The organism is Sporosarcina oncorhynchi (genome assembly GCF_033304615.1).
In the GTDB taxonomy this organism is placed as follows: domain Bacteria; phylum Bacillota; class Bacilli; order Bacillales_A; family Planococcaceae; genus Sporosarcina; species Sporosarcina oncorhynchi.
This window is the reverse complement of sequence record NZ_CP129118.1, coordinates 2,009,232-2,032,238: the sequence shown is the minus strand read 5'-3', so window position 1 is coordinate 2,032,238 and position 23,007 is coordinate 2,009,232. Positions and strand designations below refer to the sequence as shown.

The 23,007-nt window shown below is 41.4% G+C and carries 23 protein-coding genes; 15 read left to right on the top strand and 8 right to left on the bottom strand.

Annotated elements, in window-relative coordinates; translation table 11 throughout:
* Nucleotides 1-24: 24 nt before the first annotated feature.
* Nucleotides 25-210, bottom strand: coding sequence for a YlaF family protein (locus tag QWT69_RS09775; RefSeq protein ID WP_317965212.1), 186 nt, complete (start codon nucleotides 208-210; stop codon nucleotides 25-27).
* A gap of 97 nt (nucleotides 211-307) precedes the next feature.
* Between QWT69_RS09775 and typA the strand changes: the two genes are divergently transcribed.
* Nucleotides 308-2,149: a translational GTPase TypA gene (typA, locus tag QWT69_RS09770; RefSeq protein WP_317965210.1), complete on the top strand. Its 1,842-nt coding sequence runs from the start codon at nucleotides 308-310 to the stop codon at nucleotides 2,147-2,149.
* A 31-nt stretch (nucleotides 2,150-2,180) separates the two neighbouring features.
* The gene (locus QWT69_RS09765; RefSeq protein ID WP_317965208.1) at nucleotides 2,181-2,504 is read left to right on the top strand and encodes a YlaH-like family protein; all 324 of its coding nucleotides are present in this window, start codon (nucleotides 2,181-2,183) and stop codon (nucleotides 2,502-2,504) included.
* A 26-nt stretch (nucleotides 2,505-2,530) separates the two neighbouring features.
* Here the strand turns inward: QWT69_RS09765 and QWT69_RS09760 are convergent, their stop codons facing one another.
* Nucleotides 2,531-2,734 carry a YlaI family protein gene (locus tag QWT69_RS09760; RefSeq protein ID WP_317965206.1) on the bottom strand — a complete coding sequence of 68 codons (204 nt, stop codon included), beginning with the start codon at nucleotides 2,732-2,734 and terminating at the stop codon, nucleotides 2,531-2,533.
* A 44-nt stretch (nucleotides 2,735-2,778) separates the two neighbouring features.
* Nucleotides 2,779-3,279, bottom strand: a complete 501-nt coding sequence (locus tag QWT69_RS09755) for a molybdopterin-binding protein (RefSeq protein ID WP_317965204.1) — start codon at nucleotides 3,277-3,279, stop codon at nucleotides 2,779-2,781.
* A 190-nt stretch (nucleotides 3,280-3,469) separates the two neighbouring features.
* On the opposite strand from QWT69_RS09755, the gene QWT69_RS09750 reads away from it, so the two are divergent.
* The 3 genes from QWT69_RS09750 to pyc all read left to right on the top strand — a co-directional run bounded on the left by QWT69_RS09750 (nucleotide 3,470) and on the right by pyc (nucleotide 8,440).
* Nucleotides 3,470-3,751: an Fpa/YlaN family protein gene (locus tag QWT69_RS09750; protein ID WP_317965202.1), complete on the top strand. Its 282-nt coding sequence runs from the start codon at nucleotides 3,470-3,472 to the stop codon at nucleotides 3,749-3,751.
* Nucleotides 3,752-3,813: 62 nt separating this feature from the next.
* A complete protein-coding gene (locus tag QWT69_RS09745) occupies nucleotides 3,814-4,977 on the top strand; it encodes an FtsW/RodA/SpoVE family cell cycle protein (protein WP_317965200.1) in 1,164 nt (387 codons plus the stop codon).
* A 25-nt stretch (nucleotides 4,978-5,002) separates the two neighbouring features.
* Entirely contained in the window at nucleotides 5,003-8,440 is a 3,438-nt protein-coding gene (gene pyc / locus QWT69_RS09740; RefSeq protein ID WP_317971025.1) for a pyruvate carboxylase, read from the top strand.
* 44 nt (nucleotides 8,441-8,484) lie between these two features.
* Here the strand turns inward: pyc and QWT69_RS09735 are convergent, their stop codons facing one another.
* Entirely contained in the window at nucleotides 8,485-9,393 is a 909-nt protein-coding gene (locus QWT69_RS09735; protein WP_317965198.1) for a COX15/CtaA family protein, read from the bottom strand.
* 326 nt (nucleotides 9,394-9,719) lie between these two features.
* On the opposite strand from QWT69_RS09735, the gene cyoE reads away from it, so the two are divergent.
* From cyoE to QWT69_RS09700, 7 genes are all read left to right on the top strand, one after another.
* On the top strand, nucleotides 9,720-10,637 hold the full coding sequence (cyoE, locus tag QWT69_RS09730) for a heme o synthase (protein ID WP_317965196.1): 918 nt from the start codon (nucleotides 9,720-9,722) through the stop codon (nucleotides 10,635-10,637).
* Between the two features lie 99 nt (nucleotides 10,638-10,736).
* The gene (gene coxB / locus QWT69_RS09725; protein ID WP_317965194.1) at nucleotides 10,737-11,804 is read left to right on the top strand and encodes a cytochrome c oxidase subunit II; all 1,068 of its coding nucleotides are present in this window, start codon (nucleotides 10,737-10,739) and stop codon (nucleotides 11,802-11,804) included.
* A gap of 33 nt (nucleotides 11,805-11,837) precedes the next feature.
* The gene (locus QWT69_RS09720; protein WP_317965192.1) at nucleotides 11,838-13,712 is read left to right on the top strand and encodes a cbb3-type cytochrome c oxidase subunit I; all 1,875 of its coding nucleotides are present in this window, start codon (nucleotides 11,838-11,840) and stop codon (nucleotides 13,710-13,712) included.
* The gene (locus QWT69_RS09715; RefSeq protein ID WP_317965190.1) at nucleotides 13,712-14,338 is read left to right on the top strand and encodes a cytochrome (ubi)quinol oxidase subunit III; all 627 of its coding nucleotides are present in this window, start codon (nucleotides 13,712-13,714) and stop codon (nucleotides 14,336-14,338) included. Before QWT69_RS09720 ends, QWT69_RS09715 begins: the two co-directional genes overlap by 1 nt.
* A gap of 1 nt (nucleotide 14,339) precedes the next feature.
* The gene (locus QWT69_RS09710) at nucleotides 14,340-14,687 is read left to right on the top strand and encodes a cytochrome C oxidase subunit IV family protein (RefSeq protein WP_317965188.1); all 348 of its coding nucleotides are present in this window, start codon (nucleotides 14,340-14,342) and stop codon (nucleotides 14,685-14,687) included.
* A 154-nt stretch (nucleotides 14,688-14,841) separates the two neighbouring features.
* A complete protein-coding gene (ctaG, locus tag QWT69_RS09705) occupies nucleotides 14,842-15,759 on the top strand; it encodes a cytochrome c oxidase assembly factor CtaG (protein WP_317965186.1) in 918 nt (305 codons plus the stop codon).
* Between the two features lie 31 nt (nucleotides 15,760-15,790).
* Nucleotides 15,791-16,252 carry a DUF420 domain-containing protein gene (locus tag QWT69_RS09700; RefSeq protein WP_317965184.1) on the top strand — a complete coding sequence of 154 codons (462 nt, stop codon included), beginning with the start codon at nucleotides 15,791-15,793 and terminating at the stop codon, nucleotides 16,250-16,252.
* Nucleotides 16,253-16,321: 69 nt separating this feature from the next.
* On the opposite strand, the gene ytvI is transcribed toward QWT69_RS09700, so the two are convergent.
* Together ytvI and QWT69_RS09690 are read right to left on the bottom strand one after the other, a co-directional pair.
* Entirely contained in the window at nucleotides 16,322-17,380 is a 1,059-nt protein-coding gene (gene ytvI, locus QWT69_RS09695) for a sporulation integral membrane protein YtvI (protein WP_317965182.1), read from the bottom strand.
* Nucleotides 17,381-17,491: 111 nt separating this feature from the next.
* Nucleotides 17,492-17,857 (bottom strand): YugN family protein, encoded by a 366-nt coding sequence (locus tag QWT69_RS09690; RefSeq protein ID WP_317965180.1) that lies wholly within the window; start codon nucleotides 17,855-17,857, stop codon nucleotides 17,492-17,494.
* A 232-nt stretch (nucleotides 17,858-18,089) separates the two neighbouring features.
* Between QWT69_RS09690 and QWT69_RS09685 the strand changes: the two genes are divergently transcribed.
* The gene (locus QWT69_RS09685) at nucleotides 18,090-19,184 is read left to right on the top strand and encodes a CAP domain-containing protein (RefSeq protein WP_317965178.1); all 1,095 of its coding nucleotides are present in this window, start codon (nucleotides 18,090-18,092) and stop codon (nucleotides 19,182-19,184) included.
* A gap of 1 nt (nucleotide 19,185) precedes the next feature.
* Here QWT69_RS09685 and QWT69_RS09680 read toward each other — a convergent pair whose 3' ends face one another.
* Nucleotides 19,186-19,917, bottom strand: a complete 732-nt coding sequence (locus QWT69_RS09680) for an amino acid kinase family protein (RefSeq protein ID WP_317965176.1) — start codon at nucleotides 19,915-19,917, stop codon at nucleotides 19,186-19,188.
* Nucleotides 19,918-20,032: 115 nt separating this feature from the next.
* Here QWT69_RS09680 and QWT69_RS09675 point away from each other — a divergent pair, with 115 nt between their 5' ends.
* Both QWT69_RS09675 and QWT69_RS09670 read left to right on the top strand, forming a co-directional pair.
* Nucleotides 20,033-21,463 (top strand): UDP-N-acetylmuramoyl-L-alanyl-D-glutamate--2,6-diaminopimelate ligase, encoded by a 1,431-nt coding sequence (locus QWT69_RS09675; RefSeq protein ID WP_317965174.1) that lies wholly within the window; start codon nucleotides 20,033-20,035, stop codon nucleotides 21,461-21,463.
* A 55-nt stretch (nucleotides 21,464-21,518) separates the two neighbouring features.
* Nucleotides 21,519-21,962 carry a YlbF/YmcA family competence regulator gene (locus tag QWT69_RS09670; protein WP_317965172.1) on the top strand — a complete coding sequence of 148 codons (444 nt, stop codon included), beginning with the start codon at nucleotides 21,519-21,521 and terminating at the stop codon, nucleotides 21,960-21,962.
* Between the two features lie 52 nt (nucleotides 21,963-22,014).
* On the opposite strand, the gene QWT69_RS09665 is transcribed toward QWT69_RS09670, so the two are convergent.
* On the bottom strand, nucleotides 22,015-22,923 hold the full coding sequence (locus QWT69_RS09665; protein WP_317965170.1) for a glycerophosphodiester phosphodiesterase family protein: 909 nt from the start codon (nucleotides 22,921-22,923) through the stop codon (nucleotides 22,015-22,017).
* Nucleotides 22,924-23,007: the final 84 nt, after the last annotated feature.

The following is a 23,007-nucleotide window of genomic DNA, read 5'->3' as shown; positions in this document are numbered from 1 at the left end:
AAGTATGCAGTCCTGATTTGAAAATTATAGTAAACCTTGCTCGCGCATTTTCTTTTTAGTTTTAAAACCATTGCCCATTATCAAGACTAGTGCCAGCATTGAAATAAGTGCTACGGAAATGCTTCGAATCCCTACAGCAATACCAATTCCGCACATTGCTGCAACCGCTGCAAGAGAATATATGACAAAAATCCATTTGATATTTTTCACAAATGTACCTTCTTTCAAATAAAATGTTTTTTTATATCGTTCTCATGTGCTATAATAACACAGTTAATCATCTGATAAAAGATAACGGAGTGAAAACATGACAAATACACGAAACGACTTACGAAATATTGCGATCATCGCCCACGTTGACCACGGAAAAACAACGCTAGTTGATCAGCTTTTAAAGCAATCAGGGATATTTAGATCTAATGAACATGTAGAAGATCGTGCAATGGACTCAAACGACTTAGAACGTGAACGCGGAATCACTATACTTGCCAAAAATACAGGTATTGAATACAAAGATACTAAAATTAACATTCTAGATACGCCGGGTCACGCCGATTTCGGTGGGGAAGTGGAACGTATTTTGAAAATGGTTGATGGTGTTATTCTTGTTGTCGACTCCTTTGAGGGATGTATGCCACAAACACGTTTTGTTTTGAAAAAGGCATTGGAAACGAACTTAAAACCAATTGTTGTCGTGAATAAAATCGACCGCGAATTTGGTCGTCCGGAAGAAGTAGTCGACGAAGTTCTTGAATTGTTCATTGAATTGGACGCGAATGATGAGCAGTTAGAATTCCCTGTAGTTTATGCATCTGGATTCAATGGAACTGCAAGCCTTTCACCTAATCCTGCCGATCAAGAAGAAACGTTGGAAGTGTTGTTCGATTCAATTATTGAAAACATTCCTGCACCGGTCGACAATCGCGATGAGCCATTGCAATTCCAAGTTTCTCTACTAGATTATAACGATTATGTAGGGCGTATAGGGATTGGCCGTGTATTCCGCGGAACGATGAAAGTGGGCCAACAAGTGTCCGTTCTTAAACGTGATGGTTCCACAAAGAACTATCGTGTTTCAAAAATGTACGGTTTCTTAGGGCTTAAAAGGATTGAAATCCAAGAAGCATTTGCCGGAGATCTCATTGCTGTTTCCGGAATGGAAAATATCGACGTTGGTGAAACGGTATGCCCAGTCGATCATCTAGAAGCATTACCGGAACTTCACATCGACGAGCCGACTTTGCAAATGACTTTCCTAGTCAACAATAGTCCGTTTGCTGGAAAAGAAGGTAAATGGGTGACTTCTAGAAAGATTGAAGAACGACTCGAACAACAATTGCAAACAGATGTATCTTTACGCGTAGATCCGACAGATTCTCCAGATGCATGGGTCGTTTCCGGTCGGGGAGAATTACATTTGTCCATCTTAATCGAAAATATGCGCCGTGAAGGATTCGAATTGCAAGTATCGAAACCTCAAGTCATCATCCGTACAATCGACGGCGTGCGTTCTGAACCAGTGGAACGTGTCCAAATAGATGTTCCTGAAGAGTATACTGGCTCGATTATCGAGTCTATGGGTGATCGAAAAGGTGAAATGATCGATATGATCAACAATGGAAATGGACAAGTCCGTTTAATCTTCCTAGTTCCAGCTCGTGGATTGATTGGTTATTCGACTGATTTCCTTACGCTTACAAGAGGTTACGGAATCATTAACCATACATTTGATTCCTATAAGCCAGTTGCATCAGGTAAGTTAGGTGGACGACGCCATGGTGTTCTTGTTTCTATGGAGACAGGTACCGTTACTGGTTATAGTATCATGCAATTAGAAGATCGCGGAGTCATGTTTGTTGAAGCTGGAACTGATATCTATGCGGGTATGATTGTAGGAGAAAACAACCGTGACACTGACTTGACAATCAACCTGACAAAAATCAAACATGCAACAAACGTCCGATCTGCTACGAAAGATCAAACAGTTACAACAAAGAAACCGCGTATTCTGTCATTAGAAGAAGCGTTGCAATATCTCGGCGATGATGAATATTGTGAAGTTACACCGCTTTCCATCCGTTTACGGAAGCAAGTCCTTGATAAGAATGAACGTGAACGTGTACAAAAAAAGAAAAAACTTGGTGAGTGATCCATTCTCGTATTTGAAAGGGATGTGTTGAATGAAAAGCGAAGATGTACTTGATAGGATGTCGGGCATTGCACGATTCATTTATGATGTGATGCCATCATTCACTTCTGCTGGGTATGTTCTATTGGCTGTTGTGTTTCTCATGTCTGCTCTTGTATATAAATTAGGGTTTGCTCGTAAAATAAAGTTTTGGCAAAATGTAATCATCTACGCATTCCTCTTTATAGGATGTCTGATTCTGACATTCCTAGCATTCTTCCTTCCGATTGTTGAAGGTCTGATTGTTGCGGCTCTGATATTAATCATCTACAGAGTCCGCAGGATGAATGAACATAAAGAAAACTCCGCTGTTTGACAGCGGAGTTTTTTGCGTCTATTTAGTTAAAAAGCATCCTCGGCTGGATGGGAACTTCGATGAAAGATGAACTTTCCTGAGTTGACCCGGGAGTTTGTAAGCTCCTCGATTCTATCATGGCAGACAGGACACATATACGTGTTGATGAGGTGGTTTCTCAACTTTTTTGCTAGTGGATCATCATCTGATAGACTTCCGATTTCGTCACAGAGTACACATTTTACACGCATACGATTAACTCCTTCCATTCGATTTGAATTTTGTATGGCAACGTTCAGTCTATTGTTATGCCGTTGATGGAGCGGATCGGATTATCTGCATTTGAACCGTCTTTTAATAACAAGTGAACCGGTCCATCATCAGCTAGAGGTTTTCCATCCTGGCTGAATTTAAAAAGAAAGTCTTTAAGTTGACTGAGAGGGTATGGATACGTCGTTCCGTCAACTGATGTAAATGTAATTGTTGTAGCATCTTCTTTAGGAATTGCATTTTTCACGAACTGATCGAGGGATATGGCAAAAGTACCTGAAACCAGTTTCTTACGGTCGAATTTCTTCTCGGTTTTCAATGTTGGGGGAAAAGTAGCCCCTTCCATAATTTCGCGCGACCAATGCTTGCCCATATTCTCTTTATATTCTTCATCTTCATCTCTGAGCACTTGCTCTTCAATGAAAAAAGTATCAAGATCAATCTTACGGTCATCAAAAATCCAAACTGTCGGATCCAGCGTGATTATGTGTTTTACATTACCTTTGATTGGTATAATTGTTTCCAAAATAACAGCCTCCTACGGAAGATTAGATCATTCTTTATTTGTAACTAGTATACCTCTTCCAATAGGAAGTGGAAAGTCATTGATTTCTTAGTGTCCTTGATGGAGGGAAACACTTGCAATTTATCTCCTCAAAAGATACAATTTATTCATAATCACCATGTAGGAATAATAGGTGAATGGGGGCGTCCTCATGGATATAGAGTTACAGGAAACGTATCAGGAAAAAGCGATTCAGCAACTACAAGCCGATGCAGACAAAATTGCGCAACTCATAAAAGTGCAAATGGATAACTTGACGATGCCTCAGTGTCCGCTCTATGAGGAAGTGCTAGATACACAAATGTATGGCTTATCGAGAGAGATAGATTTTGCTGTCAAGCTTGGTCTGATTGAACGAATGAAAGGCAAGGAAATCCTCTCATTGCTTGAGAAGGAAATGAATATCTTGCATGAGTTATCTACAAAAAAATAAACAAAAGACTCAAACTCACTATTGGTTTGAGTTTTTTATTTAACAAAGAAGAGGTAATGTCAATGGGCAATTATTTTAAAAGAATGATAAGGAATTTTGATTACCCATTATTCATCACTTATGCTGTGCTCTGTCTGTTCGGGTTAGTAATGATTTATAGTGCAAGTATGGTTGTGGCCGTAAATCGTTATGACTATTCTTCAGACTACTTCTACAATAAACAGTTGAAGAATCTGGCTGTCTCGATTCCCGTGTTTTTGATGGCATCCTTCTTTCCGTTTCAAAACTATAAAAGAAAGAAACTAATGATCTCTTCTATCGTAGTCATGTTTGTTCTGCTCGTTCTTGTCCATATTGTAGGGACTGACGTCGGCGGGGCGAAAAGTTGGATCAAAATGCCGGGATTCGGAAGCATCCAGCCGTCTGAGATAGCTAAGATCGTCATCATTGTTTACTTCTCTAGTGTATTTGCGAAAAAATCCGAAACTGGAAATATTAATTACATCAATAAATCAATCGGTCCACCTGTTTTAATCCTTGTAGTCGCAATCGGTTTGATTATGATGGAAACGGATATTGGAACTTCTTTCATCATTATCTTGACAGCTTTGGCAGTCATAGCCGCAAGCGGTATAATGTTTAAAACCTTTTTGAAAATCAGCGGTATTGTTAGTATTGCGCTATTCGCCTGCCTAGCGATCCTGTATGTCGGATGGGATACAATCATGACACCTTCAAGACAAGGCCGGATTCTGTCATTCCTCAATCCATTTGAATATGAGCTGGGCTCCGGTTATCAGATTGCCAACGGCTATATTGCCATCGGTTCTGGTGGAATGAAAGGGCTCGGGCTTGGCAACTCGATTCAAAAAATGGGCTATTTGCCGGAACCACAAACTGATGTCATATTGGCCGTCATATCCGAAGAGACAGGTATATTCGGGTCGATCATCGTCCTGGGTGGATTAGGTTTTATTGTGATGCGGGCATTATACATCGCCATGAATACAAAAGATCCTCAAGCTAGGATGCTTGCTGCAGGAATTGGCAGTGTTATTGGCATTCAAACTTTTGTAAATGTTGGCGGATTGACTGGACTGATTCCGCTGACAGGTGTTACATTACCCTTTATTAGTTATGGCGGAACTTCATTAATTCTGTTATCTTTAGCTTTAGGAATATTGATGAATGTGTCAATGTTCACAAAATACCAAAAGAATAAATAGAAAAGGGTGTGCAGTGATGGTGGAAATGGGTCGTATCAAGAAAATCCTAGTGGCAAACCGTGGTGAAATCGCCATACGTATTTTTCGTGCGTGTACAGAATTAGAAATTCCGACTGTTGGAATCTATTCAGCTGAAGATAGGGGTTCGTTCCACCGTTATAAAGCAGATGAATCTTACCTAGTTGGTGAAGGGAAGAAACCAATCGATGCTTATTTGGACATAGAAGGGATTATTGCGATCGCCAAATCTAGTGGAGCCAATGCGGTGCATCCGGGGTATGGTTTCCTTGCTGAAAATGAAGAGTTTGCAAGAAGGCTGGAAGAAGAAGATATCATTTTCATTGGTCCTACATCAAAGCATCTCGATATGTTCGGTGATAAAGTGAAAGCACGTTCACAGGCAATCAATGCGGGTATACCGGTAATACCAGGTACAGATGGACCAGTAGGAACAGCTGCGGAAGTAACATCCTTCGGTGACGAGCACGGTTATCCAATCATCATCAAGGCTTCTCTTGGTGGAGGCGGACGCGGTATGCGAATCGTCAATTCCTCAGAAGAAGTATTGGAAGCGTTCGAACGCGCCAGATCAGAAGCGAAATCCGCTTTCGGTTCCGCTGAAGTATATGTTGAAAAGTATATCGACAAACCAAAACATATTGAGGTCCAAATTCTTGGAGATACATACGGCAATGTCATTCACCTGTACGAACGCGATTGTTCAATACAGCGCCGTCATCAGAAAGTAGTGGAAATTGCACCATCCATTTCACTGAATGAAGAATTACGTACCCAAATCTGTGATGCGGCGGTCAAACTATCAAAAAATATCTCCTATATAAATGCAGGTACAGTTGAATTTTTAGTTTCGGAAGGTAAATTCTATTTCATCGAAGTGAATCCTCGGATCCAAGTCGAGCATACGATTACTGAAATGGTGACGGGTGTGGATATTGTCCATGCGCAAATCCATATCGCCAATGGCGGGAATTTGCACGAAGGTGATTCAGCTATTCCGTTACAAAAAGATTTACCTCTTTTCGGATACGCTATTCAATCCCGTGTAACGACTGAGGATCCATTGAATGACTTTATGCCGGATACTGGGAAACTAATGGTTTATCGGTCAGGCGGCGGCTTCGGAGTACGTCTCGATGCGGGCAACGGATTCCAGGGCGCAGTCATTACACCTTATTACGATTCCCTTCTTGTCAAAGTGTCTACATGGGGTACTTCATTCCGCGATGCTGCAGCCAAAATGGACAGAAACTTGCAAGAATTCAGGATTAGAGGCATTAAGACAAATATTCCTTTTCTCGAAAATGTCGTGAAGCACGAAAATTTCCTTACAGGTAACTATAATACGAGCTTTATCGATTCGACGCCTGAACTGTTCGAATTTCCGGTCAAGAAAGACCGTGGAACTAAAATTCTGAATTATATCGGAAATGTGACTGTCAATGGATTCCCTGGCATCGGAAAACAAGCGAAGCCTGTTTTCAATACTGTGAGAAAGCCGTCAATCGATTTATTATCGCCGCCGGTCTCGGGAACAAAACAAATATTAGATGAAAGAGGCCCAGAAGGACTTGTGCAGTGGATTAAAGAACAGGATGATGTCCTACTGACAGATACTACCTTCCGTGACGCTCATCAATCATTGCTTGCAACGCGGGTTCGCACATCGGATATGTTGCACATCGCTTCTGAATCTGCGCGATTGTTACCCAACTTGTTTTCATTTGAAATGTGGGGCGGAGCTACGTTCGATGTTGCCTATCGGTTTCTGAAAGAAGATCCGTGGGAGAGACTTATCAAAATCCGTGAGCAAATTCCAAATGTCTTATTGCAAATGTTGTTCCGCGGCGCAAATGCGGTCGGTTATTCTAATTATCCGGACAATGTGATTCGGGAATTCGTAAAAACTTCCGCTGAATCAGGAATTGATGTATTCAGGATTTTTGATAGCTTAAACTGGATTAAAGGAATGGAAGTAGCAATTGATGCAACACGTCAATCTGGAAAAGTCGCTGAGGCAGCTCTCTGCTATACAGGAGACATTCTGGATGATTCTCGCGCCAAGTACACCGTTGATTACTACAAAGCGATGGCGAAAGAGCTCGAAGCTTCTGGAGCGCATATACTTGCACTAAAAGATATGGCTGGGCTTTTAAAACCGGAAGCTGCATATAGACTCATATCTGAGTTGAAAGCGATGGTCGATATTCCGATTCATCTCCATTCGCATGATACGAGCGGAAATGGGATTTATATGTATGCGAAAGCAGTTGAGGCGGGAGTCGATATCGTAGACACTGCATTAGGCTCTATGGCGGGTCTAACATCTCAACCATCTGCCAGCTCCTTATTCTATGCATTGCAAAATGGAAAAAGACAAGTGCGATCAGATGTTTCATCACTTGAATCACTATCCTATTACTGGGAAGATGTCCGCAAATATTATCAGCACTTTGAAAGTGGTATGAATAGCCCTCATTCTGAAATATATGTACATGAAATGCCCGGGGGTCAATATTCGAACTTGCAACAGCAAGCGAAAGCAGTCGGACTTGGGGATCGTTGGGAAGAAGTTAAAGGTATGTATTCACGTGTGAATATGCTTTTCGGAGACGTAATTAAGGTAACACCTTCTTCAAAGGTAGTAGGCGATATGGCATTGTTCATGGTCCAAAACGATTTGAATGAAGAGACTGTCATAACGCGTGGCGCTTCGATTGATTTTCCGGAATCGGTTATCGAGTTTTTCGAGGGGTATATCGGCCAGCCTTATGGTGGTTTCCCGATAGAACTGCAACAAGTCATTTTGAAAGAGCGAAAGGCGATTACTGTTCGTCCAGGTGAGTTGTTGCCTGATGTAGATTTCAAACAGTTACTAACTAAAACGGAAGAGCTACTGGCACATCCTTCGACAATGAAAGATGCATTGGCATATGCACTTTATCCAAAAGTGTTTGAAGAGTATGCAACGATGATGAAAGAGTTTGGAAATATCTCTGTCATCAATACGCCGGAATTCCTTTTCGGAATGCGACTCGGTCAAGAAATTGAAGTTGAAATTGAGAAAGGGAAGACACTCATTATCAAACTGGTTTCGATTGGCGAACCGCAATCGGATGGAACAAGAGTCATTTACTTTGAGATGAATGGCCAACCGCGTGAAGTAATCATTCAAGATATGAATGTTGAATCGGATGTTGTACGCAAGCAGAAGGCTGATCCGGCCAATGATTCCCATATTGCTGCGACAATGCCTGGTACAGTATTGAAAGTAGCTGTTTCAAGAGGAGCAAAAGTTAGAAGGGGAGAACATCTACTCATCACTGAAGCGATGAAAATGGAAACGACTATCCAAGCACCATATGATGGAATTGTGAAAGAGATTCATGTCTCTATGGGTGAAGCGATTTCAACAGGTGATCTTCTTTTGGAACTAGAACATTAAAAAAATAGAAGCTCCAGCGCACGATTGCGCTGGAGCTTCTATTTTTACTTTCTTTTGCTTCTCGAAACGAGAAGCACCATGTAAGTCAACAGACCGAACAATAATGTGACGAACAAGGAATGCAACAATGCGATATATAGGTTGAGCCTAGTGAAAATAACAACTGCTCCTGACATAACTTGAAGGCTAACTAGTCCGAATGCAATTATCCATCCCCAGAAAATAACACGCTGGTTCTTGTAGTTGCGGAATGCATGTATCGCGATGATTCCGAGCCAGATGAAGATAAGAGCCGCTGCAGTTCGGTGGCCCATCTGTACCCATTCCCAGAAGTTTGCAGGTAATGTGAAGTCCCCGTTGCGACACATTGGCCAATCTGTACAACTCAATTCAGATTCGGTATGTCTTACTAGCGCACCCGAGTAAACAACAATATATGAATAAATCGTTACACCTATTGTATGGAATTTCATCGTTTTGCCGATTTTAAGCTTGTCGGCATCGTATTTCTTGTCCACTTCAAAGACGAGCAAGGTTAGCAACAAAACTGAAGAGAACGATATGAGCGATATGCCGAAGTGAAGGGCGAGTATGAAATCGCCTTGCCCCCAAAGAACTTGTGCCGCTCCGATCAATGCCTGAAGTATTAAGAAGAACAAGGCTAGGAATGAAAGAAGCTTTGTTTCTCTAATATGGCCAATCGCTTTCCATGACCAGACTGCTAGAATGACAATTAGTATGCCAACGGCTCCTGTAACGAGCCTGTGTGAAAACTCGATTAGCACTTCAGCGGTGATTTCATCCGGTATTAATTGTCCATTACAACCTGGCCAATGTCTTCCACACCCCATCCCGCTGTCAGTTTTTGTGACAAGAGCGCCGCCTAATAGAATTAATAACATACCGATTGTTGAAGCGACACCAAACCATTTCAAATATTTATTGTAGCGCAACAAAGACACCTTCTTTAATTGATGATAAATATATGTTTCAAAAAGACTCCGTTCGTCGATGATAGCGAAAAAATGGCGAAAAAACAACGGTAAACGACCAAAAAGAGAGTCTAGGACCGCTATTTCACAAATTGTTCATAAAAAAGACCCTTTAACTTCACAAAAGGCATAGTGAAATGATTTACTATAGATAGGACGATGCTATATATGCAGTACATATACTTTCTGTTTTTGTCGAAATTCGGTATATCTATAGAAATTAGTGACGAATTTCGATATAGTTAAGTATAGCGGTCCATGCCGACATCATTGGAAGGAGGGTACATATGTCAAACGGTCGAGCGATTACTTCATCCGCTGAATCGGATATCGGATCGACTTCTCTACTTAAAGACTTTCTGGCGCTCATTAAAATCGGAATCGTGAACTCCAATTTAATCACGACGTTCACTGGTCTATTCTTGGCATTTCAATTTACGGGAATCAGTTTCATCCGGAATTTTGATTTGCTGTTTTTAGGGATATTCGGAACAGCACTCATCATTGCGGGTTCAGCCGCACTGAATAACCTGATTGACCGTGATATCGATCCAGTCATGACCAGAACGAAGTCGCGTCCAACCGTGACAGGAAGATTCAAAGCACCGGCTGTCTTGTCACTGGCGCTCACTTTCATCGCATTGGGTGAATTGCTGTTATATATGGCTACACCGGCCGCCGCATTATGGGGACTTGCAGGTGTGTTCAGCTATGTTGTACTCTATTCAATGTGGTCTAAACGAAAACATGTCAGCAATACGATCGTAGGAAGTATTTCCGGTGCTATACCGCCCCTGATTGGATGGTCAGTTGTGGAACCTTCTCTAGGAATGGGTGCTTGGGCATTGTTCTTAATTATGTTTGCGTGGCAACCTCCACATTTCTATGCGCTGGCAATGCGCAGAACGGATGAATACCGCGCAGCAGGCATTCCGATGCTTCCGGTAGTAAAAGGCTTCGAAAGGACAAAAAAATCGATACTTGGCTGGGTTCTATTATTATTCCCATTGCCTTTTCTCCTTTCTGAACTTGGAATCGGATTCATAATACTCGGAACTGCATTGAATATCGGATGGTTATACTTGTCTATAAGAGGATTCAAAGCGAAGGACGATTTGAAATGGGCTACTACCATGTTCATTTATTCGTTGAATTACATGACAATCCTTTTTGTGGCAATGATCATTTTCTCGATATTCATCTAACAGGTGGAATTCTTTCTTTTGACAGGAATTCATTATAGAGAGGTCAACTGTCCTCATTTGAAGAAAACATTTTTTTAGAAAGAGAGGTATTAGTTAGCGATGATGAAAGGACTCAAAAAGTGGCGTCTCTTTTCTCTATTGGCAGTACTAACGGTTTTCCTTGCAGGATGTGGTCAAGAAGAACTTTCAACACTTCTCCCGGCAGGACAAGTCGGCAGAGACCAGTTCAACTTACTTCTACTGTCATCAGGGATTATGTTACTTGTCATTATTGTAGTTGTAGTGATTTATTTGTTCGCATTGGTACGATTCAGAAGATCTAAATTGGGTGAGGACTTCATCCCTGAACAAGTTGAAGGGAGTCACAAACTTGAACTTGTCTGGACAATCATTCCTATCCTGTTAATCTTGCTTCTAGCTGTCCCTACTGTGTACTACACATATAAACTAGGTGACGTATCTGCAATGGGTGCAGTGGATGATGATGGGAATCCTGAAAACCTTATAGTCGATGTGACAGCAAAACTTTACTGGTGGGAATTTGAATATCCTGATCTTGGTATTGTAACTGCACAGGAACTAGTAGTGCCGATGGATGAAAAAGTTTATTTCAATCTGATTGCAGCGGATGTGAAACACTCCTTCTGGATACCTGCTGTAGGTGGTAAATTGGATACAAACGTAGAGAACGTGAATAAATTCTATTTAGTATTCGAAAAAGATTCCAAAGATCTTAAAGACGGAGTTTTCTATGGTAAGTGTGCGGAGCTTTGCGGTCCGTCCCACGCACTAATGGACTTCAAAGTGAAAACATTACCTCGTGGAGAATTTGACCAGTGGGTAACATCCATGCAAGCGACTGGCGATAGTCAGATCGTTGCGAATGATCAGGGTGAAGAAGTATTCAACCAGAGCTGTATCGGTTGTCACGCTGTATCAGCTGTGGGTGAAAGTAACGAAAAACAAGGTCCAAACCTAGCAACATTTGGTGACCGTAACCGTGTGGCAGGCTTCATGGATCATGATAAAGAAACATTGATTGACTGGATTAAAGATACACAGAAATACAAGCCAGGAAATAAAATGCCTGGATTCGGTTCACAACTATCCAATCAGGAATTGGATGCGTTGGCTGAATACTTGATGGGATTATCAGTTGAAAAATAATTTTCATGTGATTTTGATGAGGAGGTAAACAAAGTGAGTTCAGTTGCTCAGAAAAAGGGTTTTGGCGCAACGCTGTGGGATTGGCTTACAACAGTCGACCATAAGAAAATTGGAATCCTTTACTTCCTTGGAGGCGGATTCTTCTTCGTAATCGGCGGTATTGAAGCAATGTTAATTCGTTGGCAGCTTCATAAACCGAATAACGATTTTGTCAGTGCAGGTCTATACAACGACTTGATCACAATGCACGGGACAACCATGATTTTCTTAGCAGCGATGCCTATATTATTTGGATTTATGAACGCGATAGTACCATTGCAGATCGGGGCGCGTGATGTTGCATTCCCATTCCTTAACTCTTTAGGGTTCTGGATGTTCTTCATGGGTGGTCTATTCCTTAACATCTCTTGGATCTATGGAGAAGTACCTGATGCAGGATGGACGTCTTATGCGTCATTATCACTTGCATCACAAGGGCATGGTATTGACTTCTATGCGATAGGGCTACAAATAGCCGGTGGTGGTACGTTGATGGCGGGGATAAACTTCCTTGTTACAATTATCAACATGCGTGCGCCTGGTATGACATACATGCGTATGCCGCTATTCACATGGACGACATTTATTGCTTCGGCAATGATTCTTTTCGCATTCCCTCCATTGACAATCGGTCTGTTCTTATTGACGTTTGACCGAATGTTTGGTGGTAACTTCTTTAATCATGAAATGGGTGGAAACACAATTATCTGGGAGCATATTTTCTGGATTTTCGGTCACCCTGAAGTTTATATTCTTATTTTGCCTGCTTTTGGGATCTTCTCTGAGATCTTCTCGATCTTCTCCCGTAAGCGTCTATTTGGATATCCATCCATGGTCTTCGCGACTGTGTTGATCGGTTTCCTAGGATTTATGGTGTGGGCTCACCATATGTTCACAGTTGGTCTGGGACCTACTGCTAACGCTATTTTCGCAGTAGCGACAATGGCAATCGCAGTTCCTACCGGAGTGAAAATCTTCAACTGGCTCTTGACCATTTGGGGCGGTAGCATTAAAGTTACAACACCTATGTTGTATGCACTCGGTTTCATTCCTTCATTCGTAATGGGTGGAGTTACGGGTGTAATGCAAGGTGCTGCGCCACTGGACTACCAGTTGCACGATTCATACTTTATCGTCGCTCACTTCCACTACGTAATCGTTGGTGGTGTTGTGCTTGCGATTTTGGCTGGAACGCATTTGTATTGGCCGAAAATGTTTGGAACGATGTTAAATGAAACACTTGGTAAAATTGAGTTCTGGTTCTTCTTTATCGGTTTCCATATGACATTCCTTATTCAGCACTGGTTAGGATTCTGGGGAATGCCACGTCGTGTCTGGAAGTTCATGCCTGAGCAAGGTTGGGATTTTGCGAACTTAATCAGTACAATCGGAGCATTCTTGATGGCAGTAGGTGTTATCGTGCTAGTTGTTAACGTAATCATTACGTCCGTCAAGAACGTTAGAGTTGGTAATGATCCATGGGGGGACGGACGTACACTTGAGTGGGCGATCGAATCTCCACCGATCTATTACAACTTCTCGGCAACTCCACTTGTTCGTGGACTTGACTCTGTTTGGATCGAAAAGATGGAAGGTAATGCATCTGGATTTACTCCGGCTGAACCTGTTAAGGATATTCACATGCCGAACGGTTCAATCATTCCGTTCCTAATGACTCTTGGTATGTTCATTGCAGGATTTGGTGCGATGTTCCGTACTGAAACTGAGTGGGGACTTGGTTTACTGATCTTCGGTCTTGCATTTACATTCGTATCAATGGCTGCACGTTCGTTGCAGGATGATACTGGATATTACATCAAGAAAGAAGAAATTCTACGTGATTTGAAACGCAAAGGGGGTCAAAAATAATGGATTTGAACAAAAAATTCACCCCTGAAACTTGGCCGGAGCATCCGGAAAGAGCTACACTCGAAGCTAAGAATAAATTTGTCGGCTTCTGGCTATTCCTTGGAGGAGAAACAATCCTGTTCGCGACTTTGTTTGCGACGTATATTGCGTTGAAAAACTCAGGTCCGTCCGGTTTTGGATTCTCGACTCAAGAATTATATGAACTTCCGTTAGTATTCGTCATGACGATGTTGCTGTTGACATCTTCTCTGACAAGTGTGTTTGCGATGTACCACTTGCGTAATTACAACTTCAAAAAAATGCAGCTATGGCTTGCCATCACTGCGTTGCTAGGTTTAGCGTTCCTTATGCTTGAAGTGTATGAGTTCTCACATTATGTTGGTTTAGGCTTCACATTCAATAACAGTGCCTTCAGTTCAGCGTTTTACACGCTTGTTGGGACACACGGATTCCACGTTGCTGTAGGTCTGGTGTGGATCACGTTATTGATTTTCCGTAATGCGAAACGCGGTTTAAACCTTTATAACGCGACAAAGTATTATACATTCTCGTTATATTGGCACTTCATCGACGTTGTGTGGGTATTCATCTTCACTGTAGTCTATTTGATGGGAGTGGTAGGTTAAGATGGCAGACATCCATGTTTACAAACGTACACCAGCTGAACAGTCACTTGCACAAAGACGCGCAAAGCAATCTATGCGTAATCAGGTAATGATGTTCTCGCTAATGATCTTCTTGACACTTGTATCATTTTCGATGGTGGTCGCTTTTGAAAATGGGGTAGCGGGCTTCTCTAAATACTTCATTGTACCGGTTCTTATGCTTTTTGCGGTTGTTCAAGTAGGACTACAGCTTTATTACTTCATGCATATGAATGAAAAAGGTCATGGCATTCCTCAGATGTTCATGTATACAGGTGCTCTTTTCGGCTTCCTGATCCCTTTGGCATTCGTAACAATCGTTTGGTGGTAATCTATTAAGAATGGCCTGTGGAATCAGTTCCACAGGCTTTTCTTTTTACTGTTGATTTTTAGCGGTTATCATGCCAATTGTCAATGTTCGTTCATTGTATTCACGGTATTTTAGATTTATACTATAGAGAGACAAGATTAAAGGAGCGATGGCAATGATGCCTTTAAGTATATTCGGATTTCGTGCTTTATGGAGTCCATACTTTTTTATTTTCATTATAGTTTTAACCGTATTATATTTTCTCTTAACAAAAAAGTGGCGACATCTATTCGAAGGTTCTGAGCCAGTTACAAATACAGAGAAAAAGTATTTTATTAGTGCCATGATATTGTTGTACATTATTAAAGGATCACCCGCAGATTTGCTGGGACATATCCTCTTCTCCGTCCATATGGCACAGATGGCATTACTATTATTGGTCGTGGCGCCTTTGCTCATAATGGGGATACCGGATTTCATTTGGAAGAAAGTATTGAGTGTGAAGCTGATTGACAGGATTGTTAGGTTGTTTACAAAACCTGTTATTAGCCTTCTTGTGTTTACAGTGATGTTCTCCTTAAACCATTACCCGATGGTATTGGACTTTATTAAAATGAGTATCATACTTCACTCTGTTTTTACAATTATGGTATTCCTATCGGCATTTTTTCTATGGTGGCCGGTTGTTAATACACTTGAAAGCCACCCGCAATTACACGGCTTGAAAAAGATTGGTTATGTCATTCTTAGTGCAATTTTGCTTACGCCAGCATGTTCGCTTATCATTTTTGTCGATGTACCCGTCTATGAGACATACAGCACTGGTGAAGCATGGTTAAAAGCTATGGCCCTTTGTGTACCTGCAGGAACTTTATCAGGTCTATCTATTTCAGGTCCTGAACTATTCACAAATATGCCAACTTTATATGATCAGCAATTGGGTGGAATCATTATGAAGGTTATCCAGGAATTAATTTATGTTTTCGTTATCGGCAAAATCTTCATCAAGTGGTACCGTGAAGAACAATTGAATGCGGATGAAATTACACAAAAAGACTTGCTTGACAGACAAAAATTTACAATGCACGGTTAAATTATATGAATAGCTAAAGGGGTATTTTGAAATGAGTGTTCCTTTTTTACCGACGTTAAGTACGTTTCTTATTGTTTTATCTGGAATTCTCGTCGCCATCGGTTGGAAGTTGGCGCGTGCGAAAAAATTGGACGCGCATAAAAAGATAATGATTGCTGCGACGGTTTCTGCTGTACTTTTCCTGATTATCTATCTGTCACGTACCATCTTTTTCGGGAACACGGCTTTCGCTGGCCCCGATAATGTCAAAATCTATTACACGATATTCCTGATCTTTCACATTGTCCTAGCGACAACGAGTGCTGTTTTTGGCGTAATTGTCATACGTGCTGGGTTCAAAGAACGACTGAAACGCCATCGGAAACTTGGCCCAATCACCGCAATTATGTGGATGTTTACGGCGATAACGGGTGTAGCGGTCTATCTACTCCTTTATATTATTTATAAAGGCGGAGAAACAACATCTATGATAAAGGCAATTTTAGGTTACTGAACTAGGAAGAAAAGCCGTTAATTCATATTCGAATTAACGGCTTTTCTTATTGGTTCTTTTGAAGGGTATTCAAATCTTGAAATTCAGTTTGATAATACCTGCTTCACGTGCAGTATTGAATAAAATTACAATCATTGGCCCGATAAAGAAACCTAGCACACCAAATAACTTCAGACCGATGAACATTGCAATCAATGTTGGCAAGGGAGAGAGTCCAATCTGGTTGCCCATTACTTTCGGTTCAATTGTTCTCCTTATAATGAGGAGAATTACTGCCAAAATAGCCAACTTTGTTCCGAGTGCGATATCACCGCTTAGGTATTGGTAAAGCGACCATGGCGCCAAAATAATAATTGAACCGAGAATTGGGATAATATCAATAATCCAGATGACAATCGCCATTACTAGCGCATATTTCGGCGCGATTATAAGTAGGCCGACGAAAGCGACTGCCAGTATGATAAAGCTCACGAGCAATTGTGCTTTTATGAACCCAATAACGACAGAATTTAATTTCACAGTCATATAACGTACTTTTTTTGTCGTTTCCACTGTGAGATGCCTGTAAACCATATTCTTTAATTCAGGTAACTCCAACATGAAGAGGAATAGGGCAATCATGAATACAATAAGGCTGACTAAGAAGTTCGGGATTTCGGAAGCCAATGCCACTACCTTATCGGGATTGAATAATGTCAAAAGAGACTTTTGGAAGGAAGTCAGAATATCATTAAAACCATTTTGCATAGATTTTATAACATCTTCAGGCAATCCAGATGTATAAACGAAAATTTTGTTTTGAAAGTCAATCCATATACCAGCCAGTTTGTTTAAGTAATCTGGTGCATCTTTTGTAAACTGTATGATTCTTCCAATCAGTGAGGTCACGGTATAATAGAGAACAACTGCTATGAGAACAAGTATGAAGATATAGACAGAAATAACGGAAACTTTCCTTTTCCATTTGAATTTAAGTTCTGTCAATTTTACCAGGGGCTCAAAGGCTAGTGCTGTCAATAAAGCCAAAATAATCGGTATTGAGACTGGAAGGATGAATATGGAAATGAGAATAAGTAAAATTATAGTTAGTAGGATAATGAAATTTCTCTTTATAAGCCAACGGGACAACAGTCATTCCTCCAAATAGTTCATTGATATCATTATAACCAAAACAAGGGGGAATGAATAGACAAAAAAGCCGAAGAATAAAATCTTCTTCGGCTTTAGTGGAAATATGGATTATTTAGTTAAAATATATGGTTGAAGATCTGCATAGACCGCTTTTAGAGTTGCTTGGCAATCTTTCAAAAGGCCTTCAGGGAAAAACTCGTCTTCTCCATACTCGACGCCATGTGGATAATAGTGCTTTCCGACAACAGGCTTTTTCAAATGCATGACTGCATCGCCAGTTCCGACATCTCCATCAGGTGTGAAACCGAATACACGTAAGTAGTAAGTTCCTTCTTTGATAATATATTTCTTATCATAAGTGACACGCTCATAGTCCCACTGGCCTGCTCGTACTAAATCGTGTTTAAGCATGATTTCGTCAAGTAGGGGTAAGTCGGCTACAATTCCTTCAATGTTTGTATTTTCGATATACATAGTTAAAAGTCCTCCTTCATGTTCATCCAGTCGAATGCCTATACTTATTAATCATAGAGCAAATCACTGTCAGTTGCAATGACAACATTGTGTCAACTAGTATTCCCTTATTTATTTTTGTTAATGCTTCATTTCGATTTTTGCTAGACGAAATAATGAATAATGGATGACATCATACCGATTACTATGTAGAGTTGTCAGTAAGAATATATATGAAAGGAGGGCAGAAGGAGTGAAAGTACTTAATGTATTATGGAAAATAGCTTTGTTGTTAGTCGTCCTTCTCGCTCTCTTTTATTTTATGGACAGTAGAGTGAAGGAAAATGCCCCTCTTGAATCACCTGTTAAACATGGAACAGCTATTCCTGCTCCCGGCAGGGAAGTCAATGAGCAGCCGGTAGGACAACAACGTCCAGCGAGTGGGCTCTCCACTTACGTTGGGAAAAATGTTGATCTTGTCATCGAAGAGTTCGGACAGCCAGATCGGATTGAACCATCTTCTTTTGGTTACGAATGGTGGGTTTATTCTTCCGAATCTAGAATGATGGTCGGTGTCGAAAATGATAAAGTGAATCAAATATTTAGCACAGAAGAAAGCTTAGATTTATCTCCCTTTTCAATTGGACAGAATATCGAGGATATCTTCCGCTATACGATTATCGAATCGGAAGTGAATGTGCACTTCGATGAAAATATTTATACATTCACGTTAAACAGTAAGGATATTAAAGAGAAAATTTTAATTAAATACGATGATCTGTTTGCGCAAATATACGTAGATGTTGAAGATGGTAATATTGAAGGGGTAAGATTTATCACACCGAAAATGCTTGTCATACATCAGCCGTATGATATGGAGTATACAGGAGAGCTCGTTAGCGTTAAATTACCTTCGTCAACTGAGCAGATGGAGGTAGACAGGGCTGTTGAAAGGCAAATTTACGAGTTGACGAATATCTATAGAGAGCATAATGGGGTGGCCCCGCTAGTCCATGATTATTGGTTGTCTTCAATTGCCCAGGAACACAGCATGGATATGGCGATTGAGAACTATTTCTCGCATGAATCACCTACTGGCGGGAACTTGTCAGAACGATTGAAGAGTTCATCGATTGAACATAAAAGAGCGGGTGAGAATATCGCAACCAATTATGTCGATGCAATCGACGCCGTACACGGCTGGTTGAATTCTCCCGCTCACCGGAGTGTGCTGCTTGATGCGGAAATGACGGAAATTGGGACTGGGGCTTACGGCAAATATTTCACACAAGTTTTGATTAAATCCGACACGAAAAGAAAAACAGAACCTGGCCTATTCCAAAAGTGAATTAGGGAAGAACCCATGTGCCGTTCTCTGTTGAAGCGATGCCTCTTACGTAAAGAGGTATCGCTTTTTTCATGGCATATAATGCCGCGCGCTTTTGGATGACCGGGTGATCCGTATCAAGCAAAGGCATTAGCTGTCGGAATGATAGTTGTTCAAATTTCTTTACTTGTGTAGTTTGACTTGGATCGGCTGACATGATTCCTGGAACATCCTTAAAAAATTCGACATGTGTTGAACGCAAGGCAGAACCGAGAGCAATTGCAGTCAAGTCGCTCCCCCCTCTACCAATCGTCATGACTTGACCAAATTCATTGATTCCTTGAAAACCGGGAATGATCACACAACCCGTCTCTTTTAAACTGTCTGAGATTAAAGCGGGGTCCACATCGCTGATTGTACCATCGCCAAAATCACCGGAAGTCCAAATGCCTGCCTGGATACCATGAAGGACCCTGTTCGGGACTCCAGCTTGCTCTAATTCGGCAGAGAGTATAGCGGATGCAATTAGTTCTCCGCATGAAACAGCCAAGTCACTTGCGGCTTTTGAATAGCTGAAAGCATCCGTAAGCCTAAGTAGGCAATCGGTCGAATATGGATCTTCTCCTCTTCCAATCGCCGAAACGACAACAATTACATTTTGATGTTCTTCTAATCCCTTTTGAACATGTGCAATACACAACTTTCTTGTCTCACGATCTTTCATGGCCACTCCGCCAAATTTTTGAACTATCATTCCGTCTCCCAACTTTCTTCGTGTCGTTCGTTTCAATTTGGTCATACGATAAAGTATGGTTCGCTCTCAATATATTCGCTAAACGAGAAAATTGTTCGGGAAGGGATGAGTGCTCATGTTGCTATCGGAGTTAGTAAAAAATTGGCCTTGCACAGTTCTAGGTAGTGTTGGAGTAGTGGTGAAAGGCATTACGGAACATTCTCGCTCTGTTCAGGAAGGCTATATTTTCGTTGCGAGGAAGGGGGCTTGTGATGATGGACTTGTCCATGTGGAGGAAGCGATAGATCGTGGTGCAGTCGCGGTCATTATCGACCGTAACATACAAACGGGATGTGTCGTGACACGCGGTGTCACATGGATTATTGTGCCAGACGGACAACAATTCATCTCTCACGCCAGTGCCAAACTTGCTGGAAATCCATCGCAGTCACTTACGGTGATTGCTGTAACGGGTACGAACGGGAAGACGACCGTGACGCATTTTATCGCACAATTACTACGCTTACACGGAGAAAAAGTAGCAGTAATCGGAACGACAGGCATTTATATGGATGAATTGAAATTGCACTGTTCACTACCCGAAATGACTACTTTACCAGCGGAACATCTTCATCCGTTATTAAAGGATTGTGTAGATGCAGGAGTGACACATGTCGTATTAGAAGCGTCTTCTTTAGGTCTATCCACATACAGATTGGAGCATTGTGAAATCGATATCGGAGTATTCCTTAATATAGGTGTTGATCATTATGATGAACACGGCAGTAAAGAGGCGTACATTCAAGCAAAGAAAAGGTTGACAACGCTCGCAAAATGTCTGATTGTGAATGCAGATGATGAGCAGTGTGTCTCTTTGGTAAGTGAAACGGATAAACCTTTGGGGTATTTCAATGAACATATGATTCTTGGAAGACAGGTTGCCTCCGGACTTTATCCTAATACTTTGCCTGGCAAGCATAATAAAAGCAATGCATTTGCCGCCGTGAGTGTTTTGACGATGCTCGGTTATGATCAATTTCAATCACTTTCATTCTGTAATCGTCTCATGCTGCCAGAAGGTCGGCTGCAGCGAATTTCAAGAGGTGGTTTAACCATCTTCGTGGATTATGCACACACACCGGATGCCTTGCAAACGGTTCTCATGGCACTAGAAGAAGAGTTTAAGGATATACCTATCACTACGGTATTCGGATGTGGTGGAAACAGGGATCGTGGCAAGCGTCCGCAAATGGGTGAAGTGGCGGCGACATTTTCATCTAAAGTGATTATTACTTCCGATAATCCAAGAAGAGAAGATCCTTCGTCTATCATCAATGATATTCTGCGCGGAGCGATTTTTCATATGGAAAAAATTATTGTCGAGCCTGATCGGTTGAAAGCAATCAGGCTGGCCATCGACACGGCTACAGATAGGGAAATCATCTTAATAGCTGGTAAAGGGCATGAGAAAACGCAACAGATCGGCCAAGACCTTTATCATTTTTCTGATTTTGAAGTGGCTAATAAATACTTGGAAGATAACTTTTTTGGAATCAGGACGGAATGAATGCAACAGTCTTCTATTTTTTGTTATGATAGAGAAGAATGGAGGGGAATGCCCTATGATGATGACAGACGAATGGATGTCTATCATTGAGCAATCGGAAGCACTTTCCGACATGCTGCTCTCTTCGGAGGCTGTGCTGGAATATCGAAGAGCAAACAATGTCGTATACTCCGACAAAGAATTGGTGAAAAAGATTTATGATTTCACCGACATGAAAGAGCGGTATGAAGAAGTACAGCGTTTTGGCAGATATCATCCTGACTATCAATTGGTCATGAAAAATATACGTCTTCAAAAAAGAGATTTGGATATGAATGAGCAAGTGGCTGCATTGCGGCTTGCTGAAAACGATGTCCAGGATTTATTGAACGAAGTAAGTTCAATTATCGCAAAATCTGTTTCCGATGCTGTTAAAGTTCCGACAGGTGATGGTTTCTTCTCAGATTCTTCCTGTGGTGGCAGTTGCGGTTCGGGCGGAAGCTGTTCTTGTTCCGCGTAAATAGTGTAAATATAAAAACGGTTGCCGACGATCTCGGTAACCGTTTTTATATTTAGTAATTAATCTGTTGCATGACAGCCAGCATAGCTTCCGCGTGATTCGTAATGAAACCTGCTGCGCCTGCGTTCAATAGTTTTTCAATCGTTTCCTTGTCATTGACGTTTTCGTAATAGACTGCAACATTAAGGTTGGATAAAAACGACATGAAGCTTTCTGTATTCATTCTGAACAATCCTATCTTTTCAGGTATGATAAATAAATCAGCGCGAGGGGTGTATAAATGACCGAATTTACTGGAATATGCACCAAATGCCTTTTTCACTTCATCTTTTCCCGCACCAGTAGCTACTTTGTTTTGTGCATATAGATTAAAGCGGTCGGTTTGTTCATCAAAATCGCTAGTCACAACAACGCGGTCTTCCGCTTCGCTCTCTTCGAGCAAACGCCATAGCTTGGATGGCATTAAGCTACCTTCATACGTATCGGGTGAATCCATTAGGTTAATAACAAACAGCAGTTGAGGATACGCGAGTAGCAGTTCCTGCAGTGTTACAATTCTTTCTCCCGTGCCACGGTAAGGAGTGTGGCCATCTTTATCCGTTAACATATAGCCTGCATCCGCCTGTTGTAATTCGGCAAGTGTATAATTACAGATTCTGCCAGAAAAGTCGGTTGTCTGATCCAAATACTCGTCATGGAAAAGTACGATTTCCTCATCTTTTGTCAGTCGGATATCAACTGAAAAACCATTGACACCAAGTTCCGCACATTTTTTGAACGCCGTCATTGTCATATCTGGTACATCCTTCATGCCGGAGCATTTTGCTAAAACGACTGGATCTTCAAATGCAAGCGCTTTTTTGAATGTTCGCGGCTTAGGCTTAACAACAGCTTTTGACGCTGCCCAAGCCGCGACCCCAGCCGCGCCGACTGTCAATGCCACTTTCGTTTTTCTTCCCATTTTCATAGCCTCCTATCATCTAAATAACTTTTCTTTCCTCATTATAGGTGATTAAACGGAAGATGTCAGCATGTTAAGTTGCAG

Excerpts from the sequence above, each read along its gene's own strand:
- QWT69_RS09750 (WP_317965202.1), top strand. The coding sequence starts at position 3,470 with ATGGATATAGAGTTACAGGAAACGTATCAGGAAAAAGCGATTCAGCAA.
- coxB (WP_317965194.1), top strand. The coding sequence starts at position 10,737 with ATGATGAAAGGACTCAAAAAGTGGCGTCTCTTTTCTCTATTGGCAGTA.
- QWT69_RS09690 (WP_317965180.1), bottom strand. The coding sequence starts at position 17,857 with ATGTATATCGAAAATACAAACATTGAAGGAATTGTAGCCGACTTACCC.
- QWT69_RS09680 (WP_317965176.1), bottom strand. The coding sequence starts at position 19,917 with ATGATAGTTCAAAAATTTGGCGGAGTGGCCATGAAAGATCGTGAGACA.
- QWT69_RS09675 (WP_317965174.1), top strand. The coding sequence starts at position 20,033 with ATGTTGCTATCGGAGTTAGTAAAAAATTGGCCTTGCACAGTTCTAGGT.
- pyc (WP_317971025.1), top strand. The coding sequence starts at position 5,003 with ATGGGTCGTATCAAGAAAATCCTAGTGGCAAACCGTGGTGAAATCGCC.
- QWT69_RS09665 (WP_317965170.1), bottom strand. The coding sequence starts at position 22,923 with ATGGGAAGAAAAACGAAAGTGGCATTGACAGTCGGCGCGGCTGGGGTC.
- cyoE (WP_317965196.1), top strand. The coding sequence starts at position 9,720 with ATGTCAAACGGTCGAGCGATTACTTCATCCGCTGAATCGGATATCGGA.
- QWT69_RS09700 (WP_317965184.1), top strand. The coding sequence starts at position 15,791 with ATGAGTGTTCCTTTTTTACCGACGTTAAGTACGTTTCTTATTGTTTTA.
- QWT69_RS09670 (WP_317965172.1), top strand. The coding sequence starts at position 21,519 with ATGATGATGACAGACGAATGGATGTCTATCATTGAGCAATCGGAAGCA.
- QWT69_RS09710 (WP_317965188.1), top strand. The coding sequence starts at position 14,340 with ATGGCAGACATCCATGTTTACAAACGTACACCAGCTGAACAGTCACTT.
- QWT69_RS09765 (WP_317965208.1), top strand. The coding sequence starts at position 2,181 with ATGAAAAGCGAAGATGTACTTGATAGGATGTCGGGCATTGCACGATTC.
- ctaG (WP_317965186.1), top strand. The coding sequence starts at position 14,842 with ATGATGCCTTTAAGTATATTCGGATTTCGTGCTTTATGGAGTCCATAC.
- typA (WP_317965210.1), top strand. The coding sequence starts at position 308 with ATGACAAATACACGAAACGACTTACGAAATATTGCGATCATCGCCCAC.
- QWT69_RS09745 (WP_317965200.1), top strand. The coding sequence starts at position 3,814 with ATGGGCAATTATTTTAAAAGAATGATAAGGAATTTTGATTACCCATTA.
- QWT69_RS09715 (WP_317965190.1), top strand. The coding sequence starts at position 13,712 with ATGGATTTGAACAAAAAATTCACCCCTGAAACTTGGCCGGAGCATCCG.
- QWT69_RS09760 (WP_317965206.1), bottom strand. The coding sequence starts at position 2,734 with ATGCGTGTAAAATGTGTACTCTGTGACGAAATCGGAAGTCTATCAGAT.